Genomic DNA, 18,564 nt, shown 5'->3' on the forward strand with positions numbered 1-18,564 from the left:
GAGTTAAGTATAAATTTGGAATCAGGATAGAAAAACCTTTCTATCCCTATGCAATTATTTGACTTTCAGAATCTTTTCTTGTCATACCGCCCTTCCCTGCCAGACACCTTCACACAAACCGGCTCATCAGAAAGGGGAGTTTCAAGTTCCGGAGCAAGCAATAATTAAGGCTTTACATAATTTTTATTCAAGCCTTTCAATACTTCTTCGGTAATATTTAACATCTCTTCGGCATAAACGATGTTACCGGCATTGGTAGCAGCCAGAATGATTTGATAGTTTTGTTTTTTTCCGTATTCTGCCAAATAAGCATTCACTTCATTAATCACCGATTCCGTAAGCTTTTGGTCTTCGGCCTGGGCTTTTTGACGGATAGCTTCCTGGTATTGCCCTAGCTGTTGCTGCTTGGTTTTTAACAACTCTTGAGACAACTCTTTTTCTTTTTTACTCATACGGGCTACGTTCTTTTCGTAGTCCTGGAGTTTTTTGTGGATTTCTTGGGTGAGGGTATCAATATTAGCTTGCCAGGTAACAGTCTTTTGTTGATAAGCTGCCCGGGCATCTATCATCCCTTGGTATCCATTTAACAATTGATTGCTGTCCACATACGCCATTTTTTGGGAAGTGGAGAAATACAAAAAGTACAAAACAGCATTGGAAACCAATAAGATAATAATTAGAATTAGTTGTAAACTTTTTTTCATTAATGACTTAGTTAGGAATTGTCCGAATCAAATCCAACAAAGTGTACCACTTCATCGGTAAAATTTCAGTGCAAAAATGCATTTTTTAAGTTAAGCTCAAAGCAAATGTAAGTAACAAAGCAAACATCTATTTTTTTTCATAACTACAAAATACTTCGTAGGCTATATTCAATTCCTTGATAGATGAAGACCTGTTTTTTAACTCATTCACTAAAAATCATATAGGGGGCACTTCGCAATGGGAATTGATATACCTTCTCCTTCAGCAACTCCTAAACTTCCTCACTCAGTCGAATCATTTTCTTTAACATGTTAAAATTTCGCGTGGGGGCGTTTTGAAAGAAACAAAGAAAACCCGTGAAATATCGTAGCCTTCTTGAAAAGGATTTTCCTCCAAAACTTTTTGGAGTTGGGCTCCTGTGCGAACCATTACGGCTAAGTCCGGACCTATGTACTTTTTTATCAAATTCTGTACATATTTTTCCAATTTGGTGGCCGTTTGCTCTGTTTTTAAGAGTACATTTCCACTTTGAACCCAAGTACGGACATTGTTAAACCCGTCATCGCTCAAGACCTGACGAAGTTGTGCCATGGGTACTTTGTTTTTCCCTGTGGGCATTACTCCCCGCAATAAAACTATGTATGTTTTCATTCTAATTTTTTATTTGTTAAAGCATACGGAATACTCAATAAATACCTGAAAAGCATCCCTGACCTAATATAGAACATACGTCTAAAAAAGTCGGGCCACACAATGTTAACCGGACTTTTTCATGGCAGTGTTTTTCTTTTCGTGATCCAAATTACGGAACACTGTTTTTACCCTTTTGTAAAAGGGATGTGTTTTTCTACTTTGTGAAGTGCACTTTGTTCAAATACCGTCAATGTATCCTACCTTCGGATACTCAAAACGGGGCCAGGTAAGTGATCTTAATTTCTACCTTGTTCTGAATTTCTATAAATCTCCGGCTTACACTCGCCGACTACAGTATAGGGTTATACCTCTAAAAACCGGATGAGAGCCTTGTTAAACGTTTTCAACCACTACGTTCAAGACAATGATTATTTCAGATATTTGCCTGTAAAATACCGATAAGAAACATAGATTCCCCTCAAAACCTCCCTTTCTTCCGGTCACGATGGCCTCAACAGCGATTTTCTTGGAAAATCGCCAAAGGCATTTGGTATAGACCGTGCAATAAAGCATTGAACACCTATTGGACAGGTTGCTCAAAACCTTGTTCCTTTTATATCACTCACCTGGCTTTCTCCACCTCCTTCACTTCAGCCCCGGCGGGTCGTTATTTTGACCTGTCTATTGAAGACCTGACTAACAATGTAATGCTGTTTTATATTGAAAGGGCACAAGGTTCTTTGCACAATTCCAGGATCAAGCAAAACAATGGTTTGGCGGATTTACCCAACGCCCTATGACATACCTGACTTCTATACAATATCCAACTCACCTATTTCTTATAACCGTTGGTCAAAATTGTAAGCTTTATGTACTAAGCATTTCAGATACCTCCAAAATTCCCGGCAAAACACTATTCCAATTCCGATACTCGAAAACATCAACACCCTACCTATATTGGGTTAAAAAGTATTATAAAAAAATAATTGGATAATTTAAAGATGTGACTAAATTTGGGGAATTAAAAAAATAAGGGTTACCTGGTATGTATCTTTCAATTAAGTAGAAAGACTGCTTCAAAAAGCAGATGATTTTTTTACCGGGAAGATAGAAGGGTTTTGTAATCTTTTGTACTCCCGTGCTTAAATCATAGGATTAGGTTTACGATATACAAACAACCTATTACTTACTAAAAATCAACAAATTGGCTCTATTACCAATACTAAAAGAGGCCTTGGATATTATTTTTTTTAAAACAAACCAAATGAACTTTAATTATGTCATTTTTAGCCCAATTATCGCTCGAAGAGGAAGTGTATAATGTGATCCATTGCACCTATCATTTTGAGCAAGACGTGGACCGGAACCACAAACCTTCCGGGATTCCCCGGGGTGGTAGAATCACCCTGCTAATAGAGGCCAGGGGAAACTCCGAATTACTTCGCTGGATGGTGGACCCTGCTCATACCAAAGATGGAAAAATTACTTTTTTCAGAAGGGATGAACACGCCCGTTTGTTTCACCTCCGGTTTCAGAAGGCCTACTGTATCGAATACCACGAACATTTTAACCACGATTCCAATGTTCCTATGCAGATTCAGTTATGCATTTCCGTACAGAAAATGCACGCTGAAAAAGCTGCCTTCGAAAACAAATGGCCGGTTACCCTGTAACATTTTTTTATTATCACTTTGTACTTATTTAAACTACGATAAACTATGGCAAAGCCCGTTGATATTAAATTATTTATTGGTGGAAATGAAGGAGAAGAAATTTTACAAAACAGCAATTTCAGCATAAAATTAGAGCAAAAGATTGCCGCTCACCATAAACTGACCATTGAATGCCCCATGGAAGCCCTGGAAGATACCAGTGGGCAATTTGCAGAAAAAGCGCAAGGCTATATCGGACAAACCTTAAGTCTTAGTATCAATACGGATGAATTGGTGTTTAACGGTATCGTCATGAATGTAAAAATTAATAAAGAAGATGGTGGGAACGGATCGATGGAAATTACAGCCTACAGCCCTACAAAGTTGATGGACAATGGCAAAGACTCTCAAAGTTATGAGCAGAAAACGCTGAAAGAAATCATAGATGCCGCTGTAAAGGGACATCAATACGAGTTCAATGTAGAAAGCAAACCCCGTTACCAAAACAAAATCCCCTATACGGTTCAATACAAGGAAAGTGATTTTGACTTTATCCGCCGTCTGGCAGTGCGTTATGGAGAATGGTTGTACTACGATGGACAAAGCTTACAGTTTGGCAATAGCGGTTTGAAGGTTACCCCTTTGCGCTTTGGAGAAAGCCTCGAAAGTTTTAATGTCTCTATGATTACCAAACCCCAACGGCATACCTATTTGGCATATGATTTTCACCAGGCTGGCACACATAAAGCCGAAATGAAAGGCCCTGAGAAGCAAGAAGGAAACTCTTCTCTCAATATGAAAGTTGCCTATGCCTCTAAAAACCTATATGCCAAAGTACCAACAGCCATCTACAATAATTCCTTGATGGAAAACGGACCAAGTGAATTAAGCAATGTATCAGAACTAAAATCCAAACACGCGTTGAATACCGTCGAGATAGATGGGGAAAGTGATGAAGTGCAAATAGCCTTAGGCAATATTGTGGATATCACCGGGAAAAACATGGCGGTAGTGGGTAAAACCGATCCTTATGGAAAGTATATCATCACCCGCGTAACCCATGTGGTAAAAAATAGCCGGGAGTATAGTAATAAATTTGAAGGCGTTCCCCATACCATAGAAGTACCGAATTACTTTGATGAGAATGCCGTCCCTTCTTGCGAAGAACAATATGCGATAGTAGTAGATAATCATGATCCCAAAGGGATGAGCCGTATCCGTGTCCGGTTTCCGTGGCAAATTGACGGTCAACTATCCCCCTGGCTCAGAGTGGCCACCCCTTATGCAGGAAAAGGCAAAGGCTTTCATGTATTGCCCGAAATCAACGAAGAAGTATTGGTGGGTTTTGAAAACGGCAATGCCGAAAAACCCTTTGTGATTGGCGCCATGTTTCATGGACAGGGCAAAAGTGGCTTCGGTGGCAAAGGGAACCATAAGAAGGGCTTTGTAACCGCCAGTGGGAATCGACTGGAAATAGATGATGAATGGGGTTCGGTAACTTTGGCTGATAGTGCCAGATCTAGATTGATCTTAGATGGCTCTAACAATGCTGCAATCCAATCAGAAGATCTAATTGCTTTGGTTTTAGAAACTGAAAATAGTACTTGGACTTCTGCTGCCACAAAGTTATTAATGAAAGGAACAGGCGAGGTACTGCTAGAAGGGGAGAAAGTATTAACGCTTCAAGTAGGGGAAAGTAGTATCGTATTACAAAAAGATGGAACAATTATATTAAGTGGAAATGATATTATTATTAATAGTAATAAAACGATAAATACGAGTTCTTCTGAGGAAACAAACATCAATGGAAAAGCTGTAAATATCAATTGATTCTTATTCCTTTATAAAAAGGATAATCTCATAGCTTAAAAGTTGATTAGAATGAAGTTGATTCAACTACTAAAGAAGGTTTTGGTAGTTGAATCCTTAATGAAATTAATAAATATACAGTAATAAAATAGTTAACCAGCAACTAATGAATTCAAACAACAATAAACGAAAAATAAGCTTACTCTATGACGAGCAAGAACAGACGAACTATGGTACTACCAATCCCCGAAGAACTTCGGAAGGGATTCTATTTACCTTGAAGCAATTTGGCAAGGAAAAATATACCAGTTCGTATACAACGGAGGTTTTGGTGAATGGAGGGCAAATGGTTACTCATACCGAAGACAAAGAGTTTACTTTGAACCTCTTGGAAGCTGGCAGCCAATACAAATACAAGTTGGATACCTTAAATAGCAATATTGAGGACAATATGTTGCTTAATGATCAACTTGGAGACATCTTAACAAAATCCATGGCTCTAAAAGACAACCTGGAAGTTTTGTTAGATGACAAAGGAAAATTGGTAAAAGTTACCAATAAAGCCGAACTGAGAGCCAAGTGGGAAGAGTTGAAAAAGGAATTTCAACAAAATGAAAAGATTAAAAACCTTCCGGTGGGAGTACAACAAGATATGTATAAAAAGGGAGACTCCGAATTTACTCCGGAAGCCCCATTGGCTGCCGAACTGAGGAATACCCTCTATTATTCCACATTGTTTTTCCCTTTATACAATATACACTTTTATGAAGAGGCGGCTAACCCTATTTCCGGGCAATTCATCAACTCTCTTCTGTTTGATGATATCCGTATCCCTCTACACCTTTCTGTGGACATCTCCCGGTATACACAAACCGGAGAATACATTTTAAAACTAGACGGTAGTATCAACAAAACCCACCTTAGTCGAAAACTATTGGAAGAGAAATTCAAGAAAAACTATCCTTTTGTCAAAGGAAAATTCACTAAATACAGCTATGATTTCTATGCACTTTATGTAATAGACGGGGAAACGCATCAAATTAATTACATTGAAGTGGAAACCGAAGAAAAAGTGGGAGACAACCTGGAAGCTTACCAAGAATTAGAAATAGCAAAAATCATCGAAGAACCTCAAAACACAGCAAATAATGAGTGAAAGTTATGTACATGAAGAGGTGATCCTGACTTGCACCAGTGGATTTCAGACCTCCAAATTAAACGTGCAGGATAGAGGGGTTACCATTGCCAAGGGCAAAAAAATTGCCACCGAAAAGGATAAGCCGACTTGCTTTGCCTGTAAGTGGACGGCCGTTTTGGCTGCTGCCGCAGCCGCTATATTACTCACCGTAATGGCTGCACCCTTTCTTGTAGGGGTACTTGCAGCCTTTTTGATCGGAATGTCTGCCCAAGGTTCTGTAGGCAACATTTTATGTTGGCTTTTATTAAGAGGGAGCCAATGGAGCAATATACACCCTACGGTAAAAATAAAAGGAGAGCGCGCTTTGATAGGCAGTTCAGAACTGACCTGTTTGATCGGTGGAGGGGATATTCAAATGTTTTTCTCTCCGGCCATGGCTCAGAAACAACACAGAATTAACCTTATTAAAAATACCACGGAAGTACTCGGAGCGGCCTTTATGGGAAAAGGACTGGGTATGTTTGTGCATTCAGCAAAAGCCATTGGCTTTGCCAAAGCTGGAATAGCCTTTGTACAAAGTACGATTAAGTGGACTGCCTTAGGCTATCTAATGTCTGAAACATCAAACAGTGTTGCAAATGTGATTAACTATTGGGGAGATGAAGAAAAAGATATTGAATATACATTTGATGATTTTGGAAAAGCAACTCCCTTTATAAATACGTACAATGCAAAGAAAGATATATGGCTTGATGGCAGTGTAGATGATGACCCGTATACTATAGCTAAAAACGACTACCAAAAGCCCTTTACCGAGCCCCTGGACGTTGCCGCAGAAAGAAAATACACCCCCAGTAATTGGGTAGAAAAGATAGCCCAACACAAGGCCGATCAAAAAATGGCCTCTCCTGAAATGACAAATAAATTGCAACAATATCAACAGAACCAGAGGGCCGATTATATCCAAAAGAACCCCGTCCACCAATATAAAAACCGAAAGAACAAAAAACTAAAAAGAAGGCAATGGCATAAAGAAAACAGGCGCAATGGCAAGGCCAGAAGATATGCCGAAGGGAAAAGGGATGCAATCAGCAATCGCATGAATAGCCGCACACAGAATACCATAGCCAATAGCATATTCAAAAACTTTAATTATGCGGTAATAGCTGCATTCTTTGTCTCAGATGTAATTTCCAAAACCTTAGAAAAAAGATTAGATAATGAAGTTTACGGAAACGATAGCCCGGAAAATCAAGCAAAGTCTTCAACCAAAGTCTTTGCGCAAAACGTGTAAAATATTTTTATTTTACGGAACCCTTTTCGGGCTTTTCAGAGTATTTTACTACTTCCCTGAGGAACCTTTTTCTCATACTATAAGCTTACATATTTTTAATGGAGATGCAGCTATCTCAGGTGAATATATTTCAGATAAAGTTACAATACTTGTTGTTATCCCTTTATTTATATTATGTTTATATGCTTTCTTTTTTTTGCTTTTAGCAAAAAAAAGAAAGTTTTCATATATCAAAACGACTTTTAATATTACTCATGTTATCGCAATTTTTTGCTTAGGGTGGTTTGTTTTTGGGAAAGCACGTCAATATCTTAACTTGGTAGGAATCAACACGTATTATGAAGTAGAACGTACTGTAATCTCTAAAAAACAAACTTCTAAATCTCATAATGGAGGAGGTTTCAGAGGAGCCGGGGGAGGCATTGAAACAGATTATGATATTGAATACCCTACCACTCATTCCAAGAAAGGCTATAAAAGAATCACTATTTGGAAAGGGGACTGGGAAAAGATTGAAGAAGGAGATAGCCTGTTGATTTACTATTACAGAGGACATTTCAATGGGGTTACCCAGGTGACTTTAAAAAAAGATTAAAAACAAATCCTCCCATCAGAGTACTTTTTCAATCTAAATCTCTGATGGCTTTTTAAAGAAAAGTCGCTTTCAGCACTCCGTTATTACTTATAGAACACCCAGTGTTTTGTTGGAGTTTAAACCGTCCGAATGAAAGAAGTAAAGGAAATACTTGTCAAAAAAATCAAGCAAAGTCTTCAACCCAAGTCTTTGCTCAAAACGTGTAAACTATTGTTGTTTTACGGAACCCTCATTGGACTTTTTATTTATTTTTTCCCTTTTCCTGAGGAACCCTTTTCTCATACGGAGAGTCTATATATCTTTAATGCGGATCCGGCATTAGCTAAAGAGTATGGTTCAACTAAATCAACAACTCTTTTACTAGCATTTTTTTTTATACTATGCTTATATTTTATATTTTTCTTAATCTTTGCCAAAAGAAGAAAGCGCGCCTATATCACGGATACTTTTAGCGTTTTTCATGTGATTATGATTCTTGTGGGAGGGTTTGTACTGTTTTTCAAAGCCCGTCAATATTTTAATTTGGTAGGAATCGACACGTATTATGAAATAGAGCGCACCGTGGTTTCTGAAAAATATACGTTCAGATCTCACAATGGAGGAGGCTTCAGAGGAGCTGGAGGGGGTACTGAACTCGATCATAAAATAAGATACCCAACCACCCACTCTTCAGAAGGAATTGAAACTATAGAAATATGGAAAGGGGACTGGGAAAAGCTGGAAGAAGGGGATAGTCTGTTGATCTACTACTACAGAGGACATTTCAATGGGGTTACCCAGGTGACTTTAAAGAAAGATTAAAAACAAATCCTGCCATCAGAGTACTTTTTCAATCTAAGTCTCTGATGGCTTTTTAAAGAAAAGTCGCTTTCAGCACTCCGTTATTACTTATAGAACACCCAGTGTTTTGTTGGGGTTTAAACCGTTCGAATGAAAGAAGTAAAGGAAATACTTGTCAAAAAAATCAAGCAAAGTCTTCAACCAAAGTCTTTGCGCAAAACGTGTAAATTGTTATTGTTCTATGGAACCCTAATCGGACTTTTTATCTACTATTATCATTTTCCGAAAGAACCTTTTTCTCATACGGAGAGCATACATATTTCAAATGGAGATGAGGCTTTATTGGGAGAATATACTTATGGTTATTTTACTTTTTTCATGTCGTTATTTCTATTTGTATTTGTTTTATATTTCCTTTTTTTTTCTCTTATAGCCAGACGAAGGAAACTCTCCTATATTACGGATACATTTAGTCTTTTTCATGTGATTATGATCTTTTTTTTAGGTTTATTTTTATTCCTAAAGCTAGAACAATTTCTAAACCTATTAGGCATCTCTACCTATTATAAAGTAGAACGTACCGCTATCTCTCAAAAAGATGTAAACAAGTATAACCTGAGTGGTAGTAGAGGAGAAAGCAAAAAAATAACAGATTATGATATTGAATACCCTACCACTCACTATAAGAAAGGCTATAAAAGAGTTACTATTTGGAAAGGGGACTGGGAAAAGCTGGAAGAAGGGGATAGCCTGTTGATTTACTACTACAGAGGACATTTCAATGGGGTTACCCAGGTGACTTTAAAGAAAGATTAAAAACAAATCCTGCCATCAGAGTACTTTTTCAATCTAAGTCTCCTGATGGCTTTTTAAACAGAAGTCGCTTCCAGCACTCCGTTATTACCTATAGAACACCCAGTGTTTTGTTGGGGTTTAAACCGTTCGAATGAAAGAAGTAAAGGAAATACTTGTCAAAAAAATCAAGCAAAGTCTTCAACCAAAGTCTTTGCTCAAGACGTGTAAATTATTGTTGTTCTACGGAACCCTGATCGGGCTTTCTGCGTATTTTTTCCCTTATCCAAAGGAGCCCTTTTCTCATACGGAGAGTCTATATATCTTTAATGCGGATCCGGCATTAGCTAAAGAGTATGGTTCAACTAAATCAACAACTCTTTTACTAGCATTTTTTTTTATACTATGCTTATATTTTATATTTTTCTTAATCTTTGCCAAAAGAAGAAAGCGCGCCTATATCACGGATACTTTTAGCGTTTTTCATGTGATTATGATTCTTGTGGGAGGGTTTGTACTGTTTTTCAAAGCCCGTCAATATTTTAATTTGGTAGCAATCGACACGTATTATGAAGTAGAGCGTACTGTAATCTCTAAAAAACAAACTTTTGATTCTCATAATGGAGGAGGATTCAGAGGAGCCGGGGGAGGCATTGAGACAGATCACGATATTGTATACCCTACCACTCATAGTACAGACGGTTATGAGAGAATTACATTATCAAAAAAAACTTGGGAAAAGCTGGAAGAAGGGGATAGTCTGTTGATCTACTACTACAGAGGACATTTCAATGGGGTTACCCAGGTGACTTTAAAGAAAGATTAAAAACAAATCCTCCCATCAGAGTACTTTTTCAATCTAAGTCTCTGATGGCTTTTTAAACAGAAGTCGCTTCCAGCACTCCGTTATTACTTATAGAACACCCAGTGTTTTGTTGGAATTTAAACCATCCGAATGAAAGAAGTAAAGGAAATAAGTCTTTCCGTAAGGCATTTAAATTTATTTTGTGAAGTGTTATGAAATCTTCTTTTCTTGCTTACAGACTATATAAATAAAACGCTGAATGGGTCTAAGTATATAGGAGGAGATGATTCAATAATGGAGTGTTTCCCGGATTTATGAACAATTCGTACTCTGTTATTATCCAAAACACTAATTTCTAATCATAAAAAACTATCAGTCTATGAAACATCTGATCACCACAATAATAGCCCTATGTATTACAACTATCGGATTTGCACAGGGAGAATTGAAATTCTTAGAAACCTTTTTTAACCTTAACGTAATTGAGGAGAAGGAGAAAACAATTTATACTTTTGAAATTGAAAATCCAAGCAATGAACCGGTAAGTATCTATTCAACAAGCGTTTTTTGCCAATGCATTACCATAGACTTCCCGTTCATGAGTTTTGGTATAAAACCTGGATTTTGGTCTTCATTCAAAGTCATCTACGACAAGAAATGTCATGACCAATATGGTTTGAATCACCATGAAGGTGATATAAGAGATATTACTATTAGAACCAACGCAAAAAATGCCCCGGACAAATTGGAAGTCCAGGGGTTTACCATTATACTGGAAACTTGGTCTAACAAAAAGGTACAGAAGAAACAAGACAACGGTTTACAAGGAAGACAAGTCAAACAACAAGGAACCTTTAAGGTAGATGGAAACGAAATTGAAATTCGCTTATGGGACCAACGAAAGGTAGATGGTGATGTAGTTTCCTTAAAATTTAACGGAGAGTGGGTAGTAAAGGATTATGCGTTGAGAAAACGGAAGAAGACCATCCTTTTAACATTTGACCCCGACCAAAAGAACGAATTGATTTTGTTTGCCAAATCGCTTGGCAAAGAGCCTCCCAACACAGCCGCTTTATCTATTAAGAATGGAAAAAAAGTGAGGCGAATGTCGCTACAAGCCGACTTGAATTATTGCGGTTCGATCCGGTTTGTACAATAATTTTGAGTAAAAATGAATAAGAGGTTCAGTGATTAGGTAAAAACTCAAATCACTGAACCTCTCAGTTTTATAGATTGGGAAGTTTGGCGCCCTCTGGCTTAATTTTTAAAAGTTTATTTTAAATTTCATTGTTTGTACCCTCTGGCTTGGAATACCAAACCGCCCCTCCTATTTTCACTATAGACCTAAATTTACTCCTACGGGTTTCCTCAAAACCCAATTCTCTTTTTGCCGTTCTCAAAAAACGCTTTAATATCACTGACTTCGCTTCTTCATATCCTTCATTCGAATAAGCAATATCTGCTAATTCTAACTGTTTCCCGTTTTTAAATTTAAAAATAAAAGAAACCAAATATTCATCCTTGGGAACAATAGCACTATATCTCCTTTCATAGTCATGACTGTAAAAACCTATAAAATCTGTTGTTGAATATTGCTTCTCTTTCTTTCCTGTTTTGATATAGACTATTTTGTTTTTGGTATCAAAGGTTATCTCCACTGTTTTTCTAAAAAAAGAAAAAGCTGTTGTCCCAATAAATAAAATAAAAACTACCATGGCAACAAGGCCATAAAGCTTGAAGTATGGAAATAAATAAATTGAGTACAATATAACAATTGGAGAAACAATTGGAATACAAAGCAAAAAAACAAGCCAATAGTTTAGTGTTATTACATTATAAAATGTAAATTTTTTTAATGTTTGTTTTTTCTTAAGCTTCATGGGCTATCATACTTATTCCTTCTCTATTTTCTCTCAGAAATAAGACTTTCTTGATTTATTAAAAGACGTTTTCAGGCTAATCCAAACTAAGATAATTAGTCCTATCTTATTTTCTGAACCAATCAACCCTTCGGCCTGGAATACCAGACGAACCCCATCCATTGAAGCCACCTACGTTTACTCTTTCGAAGAGGTTGAAAGCCCAATTCTTGAATCGCCACTCTCAAAAACCTAGAAAGTTTTTTGTGTTTTTCTTCTTCAAATTCATTGGTAAACTTAAAATCTGTAATTTCTATTTTTTCACCATTTTGCAATTGAAACTGTATCGATATTATTGATTTATTGCGATTTAAATAATCGTGACTGTAAAAACCCTTTATATCCTCCATAGGACATTCTATTTCCCTTTTACCAGTATTTATATAGACCAATTTATTTTTTGTATCAAACTTTATGATGACTGTTTTTTTTAAAAATGAAAGGAAATAAAATATACTACCAAACATAAATAAAGTTGCTAAGGCCATTCCATACATTTTAAAAAGTGGATACAAATAGACCACAGAAAATAGAAAAATTGGGGAAGCAATTGTAATAATTACTAATGCAACTACCCAATAGTCTAATGTAATTACGTCTTCAAAGATAAATTCCTTTATTGTTTGTTTTTTCTTAAGCTTCATGGGCTATCATACTTATTCCTTCTCCATTGTGTCACCGAAATAAAACATTCTTGGTTTTATTAAAAGACGTTTTCAGGCTAATCCAAAATGAGATAATTAGTCCTCTCTTATTTTCTGAGCCAATCAACTCTTTGGCCTGGAATACCAGACCGCGCCCATCCATTGAAGCCACCTACGTTTACTCTTTCGAAGAGGCTGAAAGCCTAATTGTTGGAGCGCCACTCTTAAAAATTCACTCAGTTTTTTGTGTTTTTCTTCTTCAAATTCATTGGTAAACTTAAAATCTGTAATTTCTATTTTTTTACCATTTTGCAATTGAAACTGTATAGATATTATTGATTTATTGCGATTTAAATAATCATGACTGTAAAAACCCTTTATATCCTCCATGGGACACTCTATTTCCCTTTTGCCAGTATTTATATAAACCAATTTATTTTTTGTATCAAACTTTATGATGACTGTTTTTTTTAAATACCGCAATACTTGAATCAAACCACCAAACGAAAATAAAAACAGGAAATATATTCCATACATTTTAAAAAATGGATATAAAAACTCGGTATAAAGAAATAAAGCTGGAACAAAGAATAAAAAGAACGAAAGATAATGTACAAACCTTATAGTAACTACATCTTCAAAGGCAAACTCCTTTAATGTTTGTTTTTTCTTAAGCTTCATGGGCTATCACATTTATTCCTTCATTATTAATATCTTCCATCACCACATTTACTAATTCTTTCCGAGTTTCTTCTGAAAAATAAGTGGTAATAAACGGAAAGAAAAAAGCGATAAGCCCGCCTCCTTTTACACCTAGTCCCCCAATTTTTTTAATATTTTGCATAATAACAGCTTTGGTTGTTGTATCGGGCAAAACCTCTTGCAAATATTTGGGTCGTACTGTTCCTGTTCCATCTTTAGACGCTTGAACCATTGCAGAAGGATATTTATTATTTCTAATATTTTCCTTAATTTGCTTCCCTACTTCTGTCTGCCAGATCTCTCTGGGGTTAATCCCCTTCAGTTTGTTTACATCATTAGCTAATTCTTTCCCTATCTTTATTTCAGAAATAATTCCGTTTATCTCCCGGAGATATGCCTTTCCATCAAATAAAATAGTAAGTTTTCCTTGCTCATTTTTAGCAAACGATCCAGTCTTACCGTCAATTTCAAAAATATCCGAACCTGCCGACAACTAACTTATACATATATAGTTTTAGAAAGGAAAAAACAAACAATTGGTCACTCTTTCTATAAAGAATGACCAATTGTTTGAAAGCCTCAGTTTCTTCAAGGCCACTTGCTTTTCATACCAAGCAAATCTCTAATTTGAATTGTTGTATATGTATTTTTCAAAGTTATCCTTATAAAGGATTTTTAGTAACTACACTATTACCCTTTTCTGCCAGAGTAGCCATAGCTTTATTGATATCTTGCACAGCAACTTCCGCAAAATCCCTCCTTGTTTCCTCAGAAAACCAAGTAGCGAGTGATGGGGCAATAAAAAACAGAGCTCCTAAGCTTAGCTTGGCCCCTGTTTTCCCCATTCCTTTCCTAAAAGCTTCAGAAGTTACAGCTTTACCTTCTTGCACCATTGTGGGATTCATCCTTCTTGAATTGAATTGAGTCATTGCATCTTTTAGATGATTTATTTTACCTGCATTTAAATCATCTAAAAGCGAATTTGCAAGTTCATTATTTTTTAATACTTGTCTACTCAGACCTGCTAGTTTCTTTAATTTTTGCTTCAGTACTAAATCCCCAACTGTCGCCTTTCCACTTTCCACAGCCTCAGCAAAATTTTGAAGATCACTGAGATCACTCAAATCTGAAGGTTTTTTAGGTGTTCCTCCATACCAATCAGATTTATCTACTTCATTATTCAACGATTGGTAAACTGTATTTTCCTCTAATGATTCATCTGTCCGCATATACTCTCTCTGAAGATAGGTTGTGGTCCAAATAACAGCAAGCCCACTTGCATTACTCTTAACCAAACAATAAACCGCTTTTCCAGATCCATATTTTGCAGACAATCCAGCCCACCCACTCGGAAATAATAAACCCGCGATAAAAGAAACAGCAGTATTTACACCAAGCTCAATCCGGTTATTAATTTTGATTTTTTTTGCCGCTTCAGTGGCAAGACTTTCACTTAGAAAGGGCTTTAAAACACTCCCAGTATTACATCTTAACATTGACGATAAAGTAATTGCTTCATATCCATCAAATTTAACTGTAGAATGGGTAAGCATCCATTTACCCATATCCATTGGGTTAGTACATTGATGAGTAATTACCTTTTTAAGGCTAATACCACCCACAATTACCATTAAAGCCAACCCTGCAAACACCCAACCTATTGGGGTACTAAAAATCAAAGCGGCAACAAAAATTCCAGCCCCAAATGATATCCATGAAGCAGCTTCCGTTATAGGAGATTTACAAGAAAAGGGTTCCTTAAGATTTTTATCTTGTATGGTCAACAAAGGTTCATTATTATGAAATGCAGATGTTTCACTTCGATTTGCAATCAATTTCTGAGGTGTGGGACTCATCTGAAAAGTACAAACTACATAAGTGTGTTGTGGAATAAAAGGAGTACTCATGATATTTACATATTATATAATCATAAATTTAATATGTGATTCAAAAATGGACTTTAATTTTTTTCATTAAAGATGTCATTCTTCTCACTTTTAATAATACTGCAACTTTCTAAGTTATTAATCTAATATGTAGTCTGAATTATGGGAAGGAACTGGTTATTAATTTACTTTTATAAATGCTAATTTTTTATTAAAACCAAGTTTATTTACCAGTGTTTACTTTAATTCTATCAAATAGATACTGTCTAACATCTATCCAAAAAACATATTAATAAATAATGTGAATTATCTAAATTGAAATTATACACGATTAAATATAAAGACCATTGTATCTAGCAGTTTCAATGTGAGTTTTTCACCTTATTTATCTTAAAAAATCAAACCAACCTGTGTTATCTGTAATTAGAGAAATAACAAAAATGATAAAGATTGGTATCATTAACGCACCGATTACAAATGGAGTTCGAATAAGAAATAATGCAAAATAATCAGAATTAATTATTTCTTTTTTAAAATTATTTTCTAGTATTTTTTTTAAATATCCTACTCTAACTAAGTGTTCTTTTCTACCTTCATTTTTATTACGATGTATAAAAATGAAGGTATTATTCAAACGAATAACATAGACCCCATAAATTTTTAAAATAAACAAGTAAATATTATAACTTGAAATTTCATCTCTCAAAAAAACATTTCCACTATTTTCTATATTAATAATATTATCTCCCTTCAAATTTATTTTTAATTCTGTTTCCTTCTTTTCTGTATATACATAACTCAGCCCCCCCGCTAAACCCATGATACCCATTGCTATTCTTTTATATTGAATTAAATCAGTCAATACTAATACGATTGTTACAATAGTCACAAAAATTGCCACAATGACTACTACTTTACTTGTTAATGAAGGAAAAACAATTTCTTTCTCTTCTTGCATCATAATTCCACTTTTTTTAATTGAAATTGGGTGAGGCATTCATAGTTATTTTTAATCTTCTCACTGATAGCCGCATTTGCTTCTAACAGTAATCCTGTTTGAGCATCCACAGTATAATTGATGCGATAGATATAATTAAACTCGGAGTAGGAATATTTGATCAATGGTTTATAGATTTCATCATACTGTTGCTTTAAGTATTCCTCAGATAAACTATCTCTTTGCAATGTCCCAATCAATTTTAAGACAATTGTAGAGGCAGTTTCTTTTATTTTCACTTTTTGGACTTTGGTATTTAATTTTTGATTGGGAAATAGTTGAGAAAACTGCTCAATTGTAAAATCTTCTAATTCTTCCCCTACATTTGCTTTGAGAAAAATATGATAAAACAAGTTTTTGTGAATAGCATTTTGAAATTTCTTTTCATCAGAAAATTCTTGATTGCCTGTTGTAATGATATCTTCCGCAGCTTTTGGGTTTTGCTCCTTTATTTTTTGGTAAAATTCAATTTCAGGCAATTTTTGATCTCTGAAATTTTGCCAGTCGGCATGCAAGTTTGGTAAATTTAAAATTCCAATGATTTCTCCTTTCTTGTTTTGAGTAAACTTTACATTATGCCGGATAAATTCTAAAGGCTCCGTAATCTGAAAGGCATATTCCATAACCTGTGGGTCAATGGAACAAATATAATCCTCCAACTTTACATGAAAATATTTTACTTTTGAGAAAGCCGTAGAAAGCAGGTATTGCGTCTTAATTTCCAAAGAAAAAGTAATCTCATCCAGTACTTTTGTAATATTAATTTGGCTGCATCGATACCGCGCTACCTTCTCAAAGTTCAAACTGAGGTTCAATTGATCCTTTTCAGATAGCTTTTTTTCTTTATCTTTTTGGAATCTTGAGTAATAAAAATCCACATTATCCTCTTCTGCTAAAAAACTAAATTTCTTTTTAGTCATAATTCCTTCTTATTTCTATCTTTTGTATGCAAAAAACTTTATTGGTAATTAATTAATATAAATCACCCACCAGTGCAGATGATGCTATTAATCCTCACTTGTTTTAAAAAAATCGGGAAGCTTTACAGATAAAGACCAAATGACAATCATTTATTTGATATCACATACTTCACTTCCAAAATATAAGATAACTATGAAGCCCAAGTTTGCTTTAAGCCATCTTTAGTAGGGTGAGAGTTGTATTGGGCTACCTTTCAGGCTACCCCTACTCTTATGCGTATAAAAAATGCCCTCTTTTAGTTAATTATCTTTCCTCAAAGTTAGCAACACCTTCGAATTACCCAATTTTTAAACAAGTTTTTTTTTAACCTTATGTGGGTATAATAACTCTCCTTTTAATAGAAGAATGCTTTTTGAATACATGGTTTTTTAAAGCGTTTTTGGAAAGGACTTTCCCGGAAAAGTTAAGTAATAAACAAGCCCTGTCAAATTGAAACGAATTGACAGAGCTTGGTAGATATCTTTTGTTTCGTCTTTAGTTATTTACAAACGCTCCCAAAAATAAGGCGGTTCTATTCCCAAGGAACGCAAATATACATAGCCCTGCCCACGGTGGTGGATCTCATTATCGACAAAATAGAGGAGTAAGGAATACACTTTGCCTTCGTATTTACCGAAACAAACGGTCGTTTCATGAAAGCGCTCGAGGGATAGCTGTGGCCAATACGTATTTATTTTCTCTGTAGTTTGGTCCCATATTTCCAATAATTTTGCTTTGCTGTTTCCATGATCCATATCGTTTTTTAAATCCTCCCACTGATCGGTAACCAAGCCCTTAATTCCCTGGCTCGCAATGGACAGTAACTCCACCGCCATCTCTGCAAACGGACGCATGCCGCCTATGGAGTAAGTAAAGAGCTTTTCTTCGGGAAACGCTTCTATCATTTTCCTAGTCAAATTTCTATGCCCTTGCCAATGTTCCAACAATTCCGAAGGGCTGATCACTTGACTTACATTCGCTTGTGTTTCGGTTTTCATAGTACAAAAAATTAAATTGATTTTTCATTGTATGAAACAAAGCTAAATCCGGGAACTGACAGCCCTATGTCAGTCGATCTTAATAAATTTTCATTGAGCGCAAGCTTAGAACATATTTAAATTTCATCCTCTGGGTTAAAGGCTCGGTTTTCAGCATCCTACCGGATAGTTTAGTACAAGTATCTCAGGCCATGTCATCATATTTGCTTGTAAGAAAGAAACAGGGCAGGCCTTCAAAAAGGGAAGTCCTTTGGC

General features: G+C 35.7%; 20 protein-coding genes. 10 read left to right on the forward strand and 10 right to left on the reverse strand.

Features of this window, described 5'->3' with window-relative positions; all coding sequences use genetic code 11:
* Nucleotides 1-164: 164 nt before the first annotated feature.
* Both AAG747_RS25305 and AAG747_RS25310 read right to left on the reverse strand, forming a co-directional pair.
* A complete protein-coding gene (locus tag AAG747_RS25305) occupies nt 165-704 on the reverse strand; it encodes an OmpH/Skp family outer membrane protein (RefSeq protein ID WP_346824044.1) in 540 nt (179 codons plus the stop codon).
* A gap of 304 nt (nt 705-1,008) precedes the next feature.
* Nucleotides 1,009-1,356 carry a DUF1697 domain-containing protein gene (locus tag AAG747_RS25310; protein ID WP_346824045.1) on the reverse strand — a complete coding sequence of 116 codons (348 nt, stop codon included), beginning with the start codon at nt 1,354-1,356 and terminating at the stop codon, nt 1,009-1,011.
* Nucleotides 1,357-1,910: 554 nt separating this feature from the next.
* On the opposite strand from AAG747_RS25310, the gene AAG747_RS25315 reads away from it, so the two are divergent.
* From AAG747_RS25315 to AAG747_RS25360, 10 genes are all read left to right on the forward strand, one after another.
* Nucleotides 1,911-2,138, forward strand: coding sequence for a hypothetical protein (locus AAG747_RS25315; RefSeq protein WP_346824046.1), 228 nt, complete (start codon nt 1,911-1,913; stop codon nt 2,136-2,138).
* A 477-nt stretch (nt 2,139-2,615) separates the two neighbouring features.
* Entirely contained in the window at nt 2,616-3,011 is a 396-nt protein-coding gene (tssD, locus tag AAG747_RS25320; protein ID WP_346824047.1) for a type VI secretion system tube protein TssD, read from the forward strand.
* A 45-nt stretch (nt 3,012-3,056) separates the two neighbouring features.
* Nucleotides 3,057-4,820 (forward strand): type VI secretion system Vgr family protein, encoded by a 1,764-nt coding sequence (locus tag AAG747_RS25325; RefSeq protein ID WP_346824048.1) that lies wholly within the window; start codon nt 3,057-3,059, stop codon nt 4,818-4,820.
* 145 nt (nt 4,821-4,965) lie between these two features.
* On the forward strand, nt 4,966-5,955 hold the full coding sequence (locus AAG747_RS25330) for a hypothetical protein (RefSeq protein WP_346824049.1): 990 nt from the start codon (nt 4,966-4,968) through the stop codon (nt 5,953-5,955).
* On the forward strand, nt 5,948-7,231 hold the full coding sequence (locus tag AAG747_RS25335) for a PAAR-like protein (protein ID WP_346824050.1): 1,284 nt from the start codon (nt 5,948-5,950) through the stop codon (nt 7,229-7,231). The genes AAG747_RS25330 and AAG747_RS25335 overlap by 8 nt, the downstream gene beginning before the upstream one ends.
* Entirely contained in the window at nt 7,158-7,826 is a 669-nt protein-coding gene (locus AAG747_RS25340) for a hypothetical protein (RefSeq protein ID WP_346824051.1), read from the forward strand. Before AAG747_RS25335 ends, AAG747_RS25340 begins: the two co-directional genes overlap by 74 nt.
* 462 nt (nt 7,827-8,288) lie before the next feature.
* Nucleotides 8,289-8,627 (forward strand): hypothetical protein, encoded by a 339-nt coding sequence (locus tag AAG747_RS25345; RefSeq protein WP_346824052.1) that lies wholly within the window; start codon nt 8,289-8,291, stop codon nt 8,625-8,627.
* 129 nt (nt 8,628-8,756) lie between these two features.
* Nucleotides 8,757-9,422 (forward strand): hypothetical protein, encoded by a 666-nt coding sequence (locus AAG747_RS25350; RefSeq protein ID WP_346824053.1) that lies wholly within the window; start codon nt 8,757-8,759, stop codon nt 9,420-9,422.
* Between the two features lie 130 nt (nt 9,423-9,552).
* Nucleotides 9,553-10,224 carry a hypothetical protein gene (locus AAG747_RS25355; protein ID WP_346824054.1) on the forward strand — a complete coding sequence of 224 codons (672 nt, stop codon included), beginning with the start codon at nt 9,553-9,555 and terminating at the stop codon, nt 10,222-10,224.
* Between the two features lie 358 nt (nt 10,225-10,582).
* Nucleotides 10,583-11,362 carry a DUF1573 domain-containing protein gene (locus AAG747_RS25360; RefSeq protein WP_346824055.1) on the forward strand — a complete coding sequence of 260 codons (780 nt, stop codon included), beginning with the start codon at nt 10,583-10,585 and terminating at the stop codon, nt 11,360-11,362.
* A gap of 118 nt (nt 11,363-11,480) precedes the next feature.
* On the opposite strand, the gene AAG747_RS25365 is transcribed toward AAG747_RS25360, so the two are convergent.
* The 8 genes from AAG747_RS25365 to AAG747_RS25400 all read right to left on the reverse strand — a co-directional run bounded on the left by AAG747_RS25365 (nt 11,481) and on the right by AAG747_RS25400 (nt 18,309).
* Nucleotides 11,481-12,083, reverse strand: a complete 603-nt coding sequence (locus AAG747_RS25365; protein ID WP_346824056.1) for a hypothetical protein — start codon at nt 12,081-12,083, stop codon at nt 11,481-11,483.
* Nucleotides 12,084-12,205: 122 nt separating this feature from the next.
* Nucleotides 12,206-12,766 (reverse strand): hypothetical protein, encoded by a 561-nt coding sequence (locus tag AAG747_RS25370; RefSeq protein ID WP_346824057.1) that lies wholly within the window; start codon nt 12,764-12,766, stop codon nt 12,206-12,208.
* 123 nt (nt 12,767-12,889) lie between these two features.
* The gene (locus AAG747_RS25375; protein WP_346824058.1) at nt 12,890-13,447 is read right to left on the reverse strand and encodes a hypothetical protein; all 558 of its coding nucleotides are present in this window, start codon (nt 13,445-13,447) and stop codon (nt 12,890-12,892) included.
* On the reverse strand, nt 13,437-13,961 hold the full coding sequence (locus AAG747_RS25380) for a hypothetical protein (RefSeq protein ID WP_346824059.1): 525 nt from the start codon (nt 13,959-13,961) through the stop codon (nt 13,437-13,439). The genes AAG747_RS25375 and AAG747_RS25380 overlap by 11 nt, the downstream gene beginning before the upstream one ends.
* A gap of 169 nt (nt 13,962-14,130) precedes the next feature.
* Nucleotides 14,131-15,375, reverse strand: a complete 1,245-nt coding sequence (locus AAG747_RS25385) for a hypothetical protein (protein ID WP_346824060.1) — start codon at nt 15,373-15,375, stop codon at nt 14,131-14,133.
* A gap of 364 nt (nt 15,376-15,739) precedes the next feature.
* The gene (locus tag AAG747_RS25390; protein ID WP_346824061.1) at nt 15,740-16,315 is read right to left on the reverse strand and encodes a hypothetical protein; all 576 of its coding nucleotides are present in this window, start codon (nt 16,313-16,315) and stop codon (nt 15,740-15,742) included.
* On the reverse strand, nt 16,312-17,271 hold the full coding sequence (locus AAG747_RS25395) for a hypothetical protein (RefSeq protein WP_346824062.1): 960 nt from the start codon (nt 17,269-17,271) through the stop codon (nt 16,312-16,314). Before AAG747_RS25395 ends, AAG747_RS25390 begins: the two co-directional genes overlap by 4 nt.
* A gap of 543 nt (nt 17,272-17,814) precedes the next feature.
* Nucleotides 17,815-18,309, reverse strand: a complete 495-nt coding sequence (locus tag AAG747_RS25400) for a DinB family protein (RefSeq protein ID WP_346824063.1) — start codon at nt 18,307-18,309, stop codon at nt 17,815-17,817.
* Nucleotides 18,310-18,564 lie beyond the last annotated feature (255 nt).

Source organism: Rapidithrix thailandica (assembly GCF_039710355.1).
GTDB classification, from domain to species: Bacteria; Bacteroidota; Bacteroidia; order Cytophagales; family Flammeovirgaceae; genus Rapidithrix; species Rapidithrix thailandica.